Here is a 9,764-nt window from a genome sequence, read left to right as displayed (position 1 = left end):
AACGGGATTTCATTGATAAAATTTGCTTAAATTGGGAATAACATATCCATACCCTTTGGTGAAAGGAGGAAATCCCTTGCAGATCAAGGAACGCCTTCATTCTTCAGTCGATGAGAACATCGCATTATTCAAACGGATATTTCCCGGCGACTCCACTATTAAATTCCGTAAATTTCAACATCGAGGTCAGTGGAAAAGTCGGTGATTGGGCCACCCTAGGGGTTTACCGAAACGTTGATTACCAATTTGTCGACCGCCCCGGTCATGGAATTGTTTGATTTCGCCGATACGGTGAATACACCTGGCATTAGCAGCATACTCCCGATGATTAGCCTGAAGGATCATCAGCGGTCGAAATCCGGGTCAATACGCACACCGTAATTGGGACTTTTGATTACGTATTTAGCCAACTCGTTGTACAACAACATTATGGAGATGTGGGATTTTGCAATGAAGACCTATGACTTCTACGCATTTCCATTTCAGGTTATTTTTCCAATCTTGTTGCTGCTGGGGGCCGAGATCAAGAGACGTTGGGGAACTTGGGCGAAATTAGGATCATGCTTCGGTTTACAAGGAATGCTGATTGACATATCATGAGGCTATATCATACATACGGAAGGAATGTGGAGATGGAGAGACAGGCTGTCAAGCTTTCTAGGCCGGAAGCGATGATCTTTGACATGGACGGGACGTTATTCAAAACAGAAACGCTGCTCATACCGGTTTTTCATAAGGTGTTTGACCAGTTGCGAAAAGAAGGGTTGTATGCCGGGGAGACGCCGCCGGAAGAATTGATCCTGAGCTGCTTGGGGATGCTGCTGCCGGACATCTGGCGCCGGGTGATTCCGAACCATAGCGAGACGGTGCATCGCCGGGCCGATGAACTGCTGCTGGAATATGAGCTGGAAGGGCTGCAGCAGCTGGCTACCGGGTTGTATCCGCAAGTGCCGGAAACGTTGCAGGAGCTCAAAGCACGGGGCGTACGGCTGTTTGTTGCCAGCAACGGGCTAGAGCATTATGTCAAAGGAGTGGCCGAGGCGCATGGAATTGCTCCGCTGTTTGAAGGGCTCTTTAGCGCAGGGGAGTTTCAAACGGCGACCAAAGTCGATCTCGTCAAGCTGCTCCTAGATCGGCATGGCATCACCCGCGCGTGGATGATTGGGGACCGCTCCTCGGATGTTGAAGCGGGCAACCGGAACGGGCTAGCCGTGATCGGCTGCGCCTATGCCGGCTTCGGGGATGACCGGGAGCTGGCCGGCTCCGACGTGCGGATTCGCAACTTCGATGAACTGATCTCCTTGTATGATCAGGCGGCGGAGGAAGCGTAATAGGCAAATAACAAGCAGTAAGCCGCTTCCCTCCTAATTGGAGGGGGAAGCGGCTTTTTGCTTATGCAGCCATAACGCGTATTCCAGCGGCCTAATGATCGCTGCGCGGTACGCTTGGGAGTCGCCCGATTGATGGAACACTTCGCGGGCAGGTTTGGGGTTCACCTCAAGCAGGTAGATCTGGCCATGGCGGTTGATCGCCAAATCTAGTGCCAGCTCGCACAAGGCCCCAAACGTCTCCTCGAGGTAGGCTGCGACCTCCAGACTGAGCTTCTCCGCCGCCCGGCGCACCTCCTGCTGCCGCTCCTCGCTTGGGATCCACTGCTTCAGCAGCGTATTCATCGCCACGGCATGACCGCCGCCGTGGAGATTGGAGGTGACGCTGCGGGGAGGACCCACCCTTCCGGCGCAGCCGGTCACTTCCCATTGGCCTTGACCGTTCTTCTGCACCAGCATCCGGTAGTCGTGAACGCGGCCGCTGGGCAGCTTGATCTGGATGCCCTGCTGGGCGATGAAGCGTCCGCTTCCTTTCCAGCCCAGCAGGAACGTGCCCAGCCGGGATTTGTGGATTTTCTGGGGAGCGATGATATTGCGGTTCTGTCTCCGTCCCTGGATCAGGAAGAGATTGCTGTCCAGGCGTTCTACCCGCAGGATGCCGCGGCCTCCCGTGCCGTTAATCGGTTTGACGTAGACGGCGGAATACTTTTTGAGCAGGTTAAACACATCGCTGCTGCTTTGAAATAACACCGTCTCCGGCAGGTTGGACCGGAATCGGCTTTTGCGGGACAAGGTTTGATATATCGTCCACTTATTGCGCAGCGGCCGGTTGAGGAAGGTCAGATGACGGTAACGCGCCCGAAACTTCAGCAGCTGCTCGAACCGCTTGCTGCGCTGGATCCGGCAGCGGTCAAAGATCAGGTCTGGGAAGCTGCGCCATTTGCGGAACCATTTCTTGCCCTTTGGATCGTACTCGAGGGCAAGGATCTGCTTTTTCTGGTCAATCACGTCCATTGGGGTGAACACGAATATGTCCAGGCCCATTTTTTTTCCCTCAGTGATCATGCGCTGGTAGATATGGCGTTCCTCCAGCAGCTTCTTGTCATTGAGGTACAAGGTCAGGATGCCCAGGACGGGTTGTGACAATAATATCACCTTCTTTGCTGGTATGGGAGACCGACGTTGCAGGCGTTGGGGAAACGGGCCGGGTCTCCAGCAGAAGCAGCGGTTTCCCGTTCGGATCCCGGGTCAGGCCCGAAGCGTACATCCCTGCACGAAAGCACATGCGCAAGCTCTGAATCTGACTCAACGCCACCCGGAAGCTAAGCTGCCCCAGCCGAGTCAGCTGGGCTTGGAGCAGCCCCGCGCCGATCCCGCGGCCGCGGTACAGCGGATGGACGACGACGACGCATAGCTTGCGGCCGTAATCCATGACGCAAGAGGCGCCGGCCAGCCGCTCCCCGTCCTCCGCTCGGATGCGGGCAACGAGCAAGGAGCAGCCAGGCCGCTTCAAGTCACTTGGCGTCAGCCGGAGCAGATTCCGGAGGACGGTGGGCGGAACGCGGCCGGAGTTATATTTTCGGATGAAAGCTAATATTTCACTGTGCTGCGGCTCCCAAGGAGCTCCATCCTCCAAGGTCACGGCTCGAATCTCCATCACGACCGTCCTCCTTTCGTGTTGGTCGTAGTTCGTTTCACGGTTTGTGTTTCGGCTGGCGGTATAAATACTGGCTGTATTGAAAAATCCGCTCCAGCGATTTCTTGCGAATATGCGGCTCATCGAACTTCATCGGCTTGGCGTTCGCTTCGAAAAACCACAGGCGTCCGTCGGTGTCCACTCCAAGATCCATGGACATCTCCCCAAGCAGGAAGCCCGATTCCTTCTCGATTTGCTTGGCAATCAAGAGGGCGCTGGACTTAATCCGGCTGAGGAGCAGTGTCGTCATATCGGACCCGAAGGCGGGGAGAAGCATCTTCTCCGGGTCTTCAATGCTGCCGCCTTGCGGAACATGGGTTGTAATCCGTTTCGGTCCGGCCAGACGGGCGCCGATCCCGGTCACCATCCAAATGCCTTTGCCGTTCTTTTGCACGAGCACGCGCATGTCGAAGTGGCGTCCACGATAGGAGGTCAGCTCGATGCCCTCCTGCATGATGTAGGGCGTCATCCCGGCTTCTCTTTTGATTCTCCTCCACAACAAGGGCAGCTTGGCGGTTCGATAAATGATGTTTCGGCGCTTCTTCCCTTGGATTGTCAGCCGATAAGGTCTCGGATGATCCACGTCCAGTCGCAGCAGCATGATCCCTTTTCCGGCTTTTCCGCCCTCAGGCTTAAGGTACAGGGAGCCGTATTTCTCCAGCATCGCGGTCAGCGTTTTGGGTCCTAGCATTTTTTTCGTGTCCGGCACAAGCGTTTTGGTCGCCCGGCCTTTCTTCAGCCATTCAAATAGTCGCCGTTTATTGAAGAAAAAAGGATTAAACAGATGAATCGATTCATGCTGGATCACCTCATCGATTTTGCGGCGCACCTCCGGCTTCTTCTCATCCTCCCGGAGGGGGATGCGGTTGTAGATGACGTCGGGCAAGGGGAACCAATGCTTCTTCCACGTCTTCTCCTCCGGGTGGAACAAATATCCTTGGACGCGTTTGGCGCTAAGCTTCAAGTCTTTGGCCGTTAAGACATATACGGGACAATCCAGCTCTTGCCCGGTTTTGACGAGGTCTCTGAAGTTGCTGCGGTTACCGCGGAATAGCCGGACGTTATCATCCACGGTCAGCACGGCGACGACGGGCTTCTTCTCGTTCAATACTGGATTGTTCATGAGCCATCTCTCCTCCGGAATTTGCTCAAGTAGAGGCAATGATCCAGGATGTGGTCTACTGACGCCTTCCCTTCTGCCCGAAGTGAAGGGTGTTTAAAGATCGAACGGCCTGGCTTGGCGTTGGCTTCGAACATCCAAATCTTCTCTTCCCGGTCGATCCCGATATCAAATCCGATCTCGCCGATCAAATGCTGCTGATGGGATTCAATCGCTTCGGCCAACGTGATCGCGACGGCTTTCGCGTTCCGCAGCACCTCATCGGCACGCGAGCCAAATGCGCGGGTGAGCGCCTGCTCTGGAGTGAGCAGGGAGCCGCCGTTCTTCAAGTGCGTGGTTACGCTGCCTTTGCCGGCTTTTTTCGCGCCGATGCCAACGACAACCCATTGGTTCTTCCCGTTCTTGTGCATGTGAAACCGGAAATCGATCGGGCAGTTGTCGATTTCGATGAGACGAATCCCCTGCTGGGCCACGTATCCGCGGAGCGCCCGGCCGTGTCTGGCTTGCAGCGTGCGCATTAGGCTGTTGAAGGAAGAGAAGCGCAGCAGGGCGTTCCGGCCATTTTTCCGATACCTGGCATAATAACCGCTTCTCGGGATGTAGGACAGGCGATATATCCCGTTGCCCAGACTGCCGCTGTTCGGCTTGTAATAAACCAGGGAATGCCGGTCCAGCATCTCCTTAATTTGCTCCGGCGTCGGACTCATAATCGATTCGGGCACGTAGCGTCCCACCGTCGGGTCTTTCTCCAGCAGGCGGTAAATATCGGATTTATTAAAAAAACTCCAGTTAAAGAAAGGAATCCTCCGGCGGACGAACCGGTCCCGAAGCTGACTGATCGTGTTGGTCGTTTCGGCTCGGCGACTGGGGAGGCGGTTATACACCACGTCGGGCAGCGGTACCCGCTTCCGCACGAACCGCCCAGCTTCGTTCAGAAAGTAGCCGTTCACCGTTTCGTCTCCCCAATGGATATCCCGCGGGGTGAACGCGAAGATATAGGATATCCGGCTTCCCTGCCGAAGGAGTTGCTTGATAAATGCGGTGCGCGAGCCAAACGGGTTCGTTGGCGAGGACGTGGGGCCGTCGGACAACACGCCGATAAGCGGGCCGATCTGCACTTCTCCCTCTTGCTGGCTGCGGAGGTAGACGCCGCCGGGTTTGGGGATTTTAATGCCTCTGCGAACGCCGCTGGCAAGGTACAAGTGGTTTCCCGCTTTATTAATCCGTTTGATGGTGGCGGGGACCCGATCTCCCCCGAGTCTCAGATGAACCAACTTTTTTCCGGACAGCTTCAGATTCTTCATAAGAGCCCCTGACACGTAAACCACCCGGTCGGGGGCTTGCGTGAAATGGACGTTGCAAAAAGTCAAACTCATGGATTTTATCCTCCTAAAAGTGATCAGGGTTTGCTCAGCAGTAAATAGCGGGCATAGCCTATCGGATTTTCCAGCGACCTTCTGGCGGTTTCCGGATCGCCGATCCGAAAGAACGAGGAGCGCCCCGGTTTGGAGTTGACCTCCAGCACCCATACACGGCCTTGGCGGTCAACGCCGAAATCAAGGCCCAGCTCCGCCAGCCTGCCGAAACGGGTCTCCAGATAGGCCGGAATCAAGAGTGACAGTTTGCGGATTGCGGCTTCAGCGGCTTTGCCTTCAGACTTCCCGAGTTCGCGAATGAGATAAGGCAGTGCCCGATGGGCGGTACCGCCTCCATGCAAATTGGAGGTTAGCGAATCCTTGCGGCCCGCGCGGACCGCCATCCCCGTCAAGCTCCATTCGCCCTTGGCGTCTTTCTGCATGAGGACGCGGACATCAAAGGGTTCGCCGTCCGAGCTGTTCAACTGCAAATACGGCTGAACCAGGAACGGCTGTCTCCCGGTAAAGCGGTCAATCCAATCCAGCCCTGCTCGCTTGGTGGAAAAGCGACGCCGGAAGACCGTATTCCGCCCGCTGCGGCCGACAACTCTGACTTCATCACGCGGCAGATGCCATTTGACGTGCAGCGTCCGTTTGCCGTGCGTACCGTTCCGCGGCTTCAGGAAGGCTTCTCCGTCATGGGCTTGCAGCCATTGGTCCAGCTGAGCCTGCCCTTGGTACAGCGCCGTTTCTGGTAAATGTTCGGCAACCTCCGGGCATTCCAGCAGAGCTTGGTATACCGCCCATTTTCCCGCAAGGCCCCGGGCCAAATAAACGAAGGGATGCTCATTCGCCAGCCGTTCGAGCAAACGGTGCTTGCGCAGCTGCTGCTTGCGGTCATGGACCAGGCAGCGATCGTAAATGATGTCCGGCCGGGGGCACCATTTGCGAATCCAGGTTCCGCGTTCGAAGGTATAGGCGGGAATGCCGGCAGCGTTCCCCGATGCGATCCAGCTCAGGCAGAAGACATACACGTGAAGCCCATGCCTTGCCCCGATGATGCATAATCTGCGGCAGAACGCAACTTCCGCGAAAGGGAGCGGTCCGCTGCTTTCGGAGACCAGGATGCCGACGTTTCCTTGTGGTGTTTTGTACATGGCAGATTCCCTCCTTCCAAGAGGCCCTCCAGGGGCAACCTCTAAAAGCCGGACAAATATCGGGTATATTCGATCACTTGCTTGACCGATGGGCGGATCTTCCCTTCGCCGATCGGGGTATTGTCGTTCTTGGACGGCTTGGAGTTGACCTCCAACAGCCACACTCGCCCGCTCGTTTCCACCGCCAAATCAATCCCGAACTCCCCGAAATGAGCCGGGATTTGTGCATCGACGCTCTGGGCGATATCCAAGGCAGCCTTCTTCAGCTTTAAGGCGAGCTTGCTCTTGATTCCCGCTGGCAGCGAGCTTCGGGCAATCGCGTCCTTCACCTTGCTCAGCGAGCCGCCGCGAGCCAGATTGGACACAAAATGATGGTTGCCGGCGATCCGGGCCACGATGGACGTCGTATTCCATTTGCCGTACAGGTTCTTCTGAACCAACGCCCGAAAATCAACTGGCCGGTGATCCACCTCAATCAAGTTCAGCCCTTGCTGGATTTGGTAGCGAGTTGTTTTCATTTTGCCGGACAATGCGTTGAACAGCTTCGCAAGGCTCGGATAAACTTGGCGCCGTGCGCCTCCAACCTGAGTCGATAGGGTCTGGAAGGCCCCGCCTTCAAGCCGCGAGATCCGGATGATGCCTTTGCCCAAGCTTCCCTTGATTGGTTTCAGGAAGACGACGGGATATTTGCTGCACATCGCTTTCAACATCGCGTAGTTGCGAAACAGATGCGATTCCGGCAAATAACGCTGCACGGAGGCATCTCGGCTAAGCGCGTCGAACACTTCGGTTTTGTCGAGATATTTCTCGTTAAAAAAATGGCTCCCGTAGCGGGATTTTACTTCTTTCATAAAATGCTGTACGCTAGGTTTGTTCTCCAATTTCCGCGAATTCAGCCGGTTGTAGAATACATCTGCGGCGGGCAGTTGGGTTTGCTTCCACCCGTTGCCATAGACCCAGCCCGAGACCTGGCTTGCGCTGTTGCCGATATGATTGGGGGTAAAGAAATAAACGAATACCCCTTGGCGCGAGCAAGCGTTCACGAGCTCTCTGCAGAACAAGGTCATTTGGCCAAACGGCCGTTCTGGATTCCCGGGGAAATCCTGACTGAGCAGAACTCCTAACAGCGGACCCAGTTGAAGGGTCGAGGATTGCGGCCGATAGATGAGTCGCAGCGGCGACCGCGGTTGGATGCCCATTTTTCTGGCCAGACCCGAGCTCATGCGAACTCCATCGGATCTGGATAAGGGGATGACCTTCACGCGGTGCCGAAATGATCCGAAAGTGAGTAGAAGCGGAAGATGCGTTGGGATTTTCCATTGTTTGATCAGCATGTCTCCGAGCACGATCATGTCGTCTTCAAGAATGCCCGGACTCATGATTTGTACCGTAATTTTTTTGGAGGGCATGAATGCGGATCTCCTTCCAAGCTAAGCTAGAGTCTTGGATGCAAGTAAAGATCATCTGCGTAAAATGCATGTAATGCATCATATGAGGACATAGAATCCTTGGTGATTAACCTATGCCCGTTTTCGGCGGCATCCGGGCGAAGGAATGAAGCGTTCTACTCCTTGCCGGGCGCGGGCCGAGGACGGATATCGCGGAAGATAGTTAGGGCAGCAGCCTAAGAGAAAGAAGGAGGAAGAGAGGGTGCCCGATTGGCTTTACGTGTTGGTAAGCGTTGCAGTGGCTGCTTTTGTCGGCGGCGTAACCAACCATTTTGCAATTAAAATGTTGTTTCATCCGCGCAAGCCCATACATATCGGCAAATTTCACGTTCCCTTTACACCGGGACTGATCCCGAAACGCCGTGACGATATCGCCGAATCATTGGGTCAGGTGGTGGCCGAGTATTTGGTGACGGCCGAAGGGCTGCAGGAAACCGTGCAGCGTCCGGCGTTCCGGAACAAGGCGGAGAATGCCTTGCGCGGCTTCGTGGAACGCGTAAGTTCCAGCGAGTTAACGCTTCGGGAAGCGGCACTCCGGGTGTGGAGCGAGGAGGAGTTCGAAGCACTGAAGTCTAAGCTTACGGCAGGGGCAAGGGCTACGACGATGCGGAGTCTGACGCGCTTATGGGAGCAGGCGGACCTTAGCAGCCTGCCGGTGAAGCGGCTTGTTCCCGGTTGGTCCGAGGAGAACCGCAAAGCCTGGAGCGCCGCGCTGGCCAGCGCGCTATTGGGTGTCGTGGAGGAGGAACTGCTGTCGGCGAGCGGCCAGCGTATGCTGTCGAAAATGGCGGCAGGGCTGATGGACCGAGCCGGCGGATTCCTGGGCACGATGGCCGCGATCTTTGTGGATGAGGACAAGCTGGTGCAAAAAATGACCCCAGCGCTCGTTCAGACGCTGCGGGGCGAGGACGCTTTAAACAAAACCGCCCACGCGATCGAGACGCGGCTGGAGCTGTACGGCGAGAAGCCGGTGGCGGAACTGCTGGCGCTCTTAACCGGCGAAGAGGCGCTAAGCTGGCTGAGCGGCAAGCTGGAGCAGCTGCCGCTGGAGCGTTGGCTGGAGCAAGCGGAGAACCGACCGATTCGCTCGTTGATCGAGCCGTGGAAAGCGTCGGTGCAGGGCTTCGTTCCGGTGCTGACCGAGCGGCTACTGCGCTTGATTGCCAAGGGCATTCCGGCGGCGATGCAGGCGGTGGATTTGCCGGGCCTCGTCGAGGAACAGGTGCAGAGATTCCCGATCGAACGGCTGGAGGAGGTCATCCTCAGCGTCTCCGGCAAGGAATTTCGCGCCATTACTTGGCTTGGCGTATTGCTTGGCGGAATCATCGGCTTGTTCCAGTCGCTGTTACTGCTATGGTTGGGTTAGGCTGACGGGCGAGGGCTTGACGGTTGAACCGCCCGCCCGGGTTACAGTCGTGGGCTATGGGCCACGCAACTTGCTCTAACGCTTATGAGGAGCGCTAATGGTGCCGAAAAGAGGGAAATGAAATTCTAACGCTTACTGTAGAGCTTATTTCCCGTTTTTCGCGATAAACAGCGGTATTTTCGGTTCGATAAGCTTTCTGATCAGCGTTAAAAATTGTACTCCTCGTTTTTTGGGCAAATAAGCTTCTTGATCAGCGTTAGCACAAGAACGCAAGAAAGCGAGCTAGAACGGAAG

General features: G+C 55.8%; 8 protein-coding genes. 2 read left to right on the top strand and 6 right to left on the bottom strand.

What is annotated here, in order from left to right:
* Positions 1 to 632: 632 nt before the first annotated feature.
* A complete protein-coding gene (locus POTG_RS21930; RefSeq protein ID WP_036646671.1) occupies positions 633 to 1,331 on the top strand; it encodes an HAD family hydrolase in 699 nt (232 codons plus the stop codon).
* A gap of 33 nt (positions 1,332 to 1,364) precedes the next feature.
* On the opposite strand, the gene POTG_RS21925 is transcribed toward POTG_RS21930, so the two are convergent.
* Genes POTG_RS21925 through POTG_RS21900 form a run of 6 tightly spaced genes read right to left on the bottom strand, consistent with a single transcriptional unit; the run spans position 1,365 to position 8,065 of the window.
* Positions 1,365 to 2,474: a YheC/YheD family endospore coat-associated protein gene (locus tag POTG_RS21925; RefSeq protein WP_036646668.1), complete on the bottom strand. Its 1,110-nt coding sequence runs from the start codon at positions 2,472 to 2,474 to the stop codon at positions 1,365 to 1,367.
* Positions 2,431 to 2,985 (bottom strand): GNAT family N-acetyltransferase, encoded by a 555-nt coding sequence (locus POTG_RS22875; protein WP_009227041.1) that lies wholly within the window; start codon positions 2,983 to 2,985, stop codon positions 2,431 to 2,433. Before POTG_RS22875 ends, POTG_RS21925 begins: the two co-directional genes overlap by 44 nt.
* Before the next feature lie 37 nt (positions 2,986 to 3,022).
* Complete coding sequence (locus POTG_RS21915) at positions 3,023 to 4,147, bottom strand: YheC/YheD family endospore coat-associated protein (protein WP_009227040.1); 1,125 nt, start codon at positions 4,145 to 4,147, stop codon at positions 3,023 to 3,025.
* Positions 4,144 to 5,520 (bottom strand): YheC/YheD family endospore coat-associated protein, encoded by a 1,377-nt coding sequence (locus tag POTG_RS21910; RefSeq protein ID WP_009227039.1) that lies wholly within the window; start codon positions 5,518 to 5,520, stop codon positions 4,144 to 4,146. Before POTG_RS21910 ends, POTG_RS21915 begins: the two co-directional genes overlap by 4 nt.
* A 23-nt stretch (positions 5,521 to 5,543) precedes the next feature.
* Positions 5,544 to 6,656, bottom strand: coding sequence for a YheC/YheD family endospore coat-associated protein (locus tag POTG_RS21905; RefSeq protein WP_009227038.1), 1,113 nt, complete (start codon positions 6,654 to 6,656; stop codon positions 5,544 to 5,546).
* A 41-nt stretch (positions 6,657 to 6,697) separates the two neighbouring features.
* A complete protein-coding gene (locus POTG_RS21900; protein ID WP_009227037.1) occupies positions 6,698 to 8,065 on the bottom strand; it encodes a YheC/YheD family endospore coat-associated protein in 1,368 nt (455 codons plus the stop codon).
* 241 nt (positions 8,066 to 8,306) lie between these two features.
* On the opposite strand from POTG_RS21900, the gene POTG_RS21895 reads away from it, so the two are divergent.
* Positions 8,307 to 9,470, top strand: a complete 1,164-nt coding sequence (locus tag POTG_RS21895; RefSeq protein WP_009227036.1) for a DUF445 family protein — start codon at positions 8,307 to 8,309, stop codon at positions 9,468 to 9,470.
* The last annotated feature ends 294 nt before the right edge of the window (positions 9,471 to 9,764 follow it).

The sequence above is a fragment of the Paenibacillus sp. oral taxon 786 str. D14 genome (genome assembly GCF_000159955.1).
Classification (GTDB): domain Bacteria; phylum Bacillota; class Bacilli; order Paenibacillales; family Paenibacillaceae; genus Fontibacillus; species Fontibacillus phoenicis.
This window is presented reverse-complemented; position numbering and strand designations above follow the sequence as displayed.